Origin of the sequence: Sphaerisporangium sp. NPDC049002, from assembly GCF_040649355.1 — a bacterium.
Classification (GTDB): Bacteria; Actinomycetota; Actinomycetes; order Streptosporangiales; family Streptosporangiaceae; genus Sphaerisporangium.
In genome coordinates, this window is record NZ_JBEZFH010000452.1 from 1 (window position 1) to 1415 (window position 1415).

Consider the following 1415-nt stretch of genomic DNA (forward strand, 5'->3'; position numbering starts at 1 on the left):
CAACCACAACTACATCGGCACTGAGCGCGAGCAGGACCGCTTTCTCGTGCGTGCCCGTGACCGTGTCCATGGCCTCGGTGATGTGCTTGCCGTCGCCGTTGTGCCGGTGCGCGACCATCACCTGACCCGTCAGCAGAGGCGTGCCCGTCGAGAGGATCGCCGTCTCCTGCTGGCTGGTCTGCGTCGTGAGTGGCTGCCACGGGTGGCGTTCGGACCCGCGCTCCGCCTTCGCAGGCATCAAAACGGCGGGAAATTCAGCGAACCGCTGCCTGCACCTTTCGGCCCTTGCCATCGTGGATGGCGCGAGCGGGCTGAGGACGATCTCGCCCGTGTCCTTGTCCTGGAACTCGCGGAGCGGCCTGTCGCCAATCTTGGTGCCGAGGTTGGACAGGTCGAGCGCGTTCAGCGACGGCGCGAACGGAGGAATCACGACCCTTCTGCATGACTCGCACCGGTACTCGTACTGCTTGCCGTAGCGAACGCTGCCGGTGGGCGGGATCCCGGTCTTCCAGGTCCACACGGCCTGCACCATGGTGTCGCAGAACGAGCACCACGACTCGGGCCGGTGGTCGAGGTCCGGGGCGGGCAGGCGCTTGTCCCAGAAGACGATGTAGATCCTGTCGCGGGACTGTGGGACGCCGAAAAACATGCTGTTGAGGTAGAGGACGCGGTGCTTGTAGCCCTCGATGTCGAACTGCTTGAGCCACCAGCGGTAGGTGGTGCCGTCGCCGTACCGCTTGCCCTGCACCGCCGGGCCCCACGAGGTGAGTTCGGTGGTGCATTCGACGAGGATCATCCGGGGGTGATGCTGGGCGGCGTAGTGGAGCACGCAGTTCGCCGTGGCGCGGTCGCGCTCTGATTTGGTGACACGCTCATCGAACTCGGGGTCTTCGAGGTCGAACAGCGACAGGCGCTGCTCGTAGGCCTTCTGCGTGTTGGCCTGTGAGTGGTTCACGCAGCTCACACCGGCGACGATGAGATCAGCAGGGGGGAGGTCCCTGGCGGAGTGGTAGTCGGACGACTCCGGGTCGACCAGGTCCGCGATCCAGTGCTCGGCGTCCGGGTGGTTGGCCTCGTGGATCTCGACCTTGTAGGCGTTGTGGTTCGCCGCCATGATCGTGGTGAACCCGGCGCGTTCGATGCCCTTCGTGAGCCCGCCGAAGCCAGAGAAAAGGTCTACGGCGATCAGCTCGTCGTGGCGGAACCGGCGCCGGCGTACGGCGGGGCGATGCGTCGCAACGCGGCGCTGCTGAGGTCGGCGGCTCATGGGTGCTGCCACCCGCAGGCGGTGTGGTACATGGGTGCTCCTTGGTTCGGGTGTCGGGTCGCTCGTTCCGACGTAGTGCCATCGTACGTGCACTTAGGGCTGATGGACAACGATAGGGCTCAAACTCCTGGTCATCGGGAGTCTGAGC

General features: G+C 65.4%; 1 protein-coding gene. It reads right to left on the reverse strand.

Annotated features, from left to right (window positions below; genetic code table 11):
• On the reverse strand, nucleotides 1-1267 hold a 1267-nt coding region (locus AB0B89_RS36450; RefSeq protein WP_358562364.1), incomplete at its 3' end, for a DNA cytosine methyltransferase.
• Nucleotides 1268-1415: the final 148 nt, after the last annotated feature.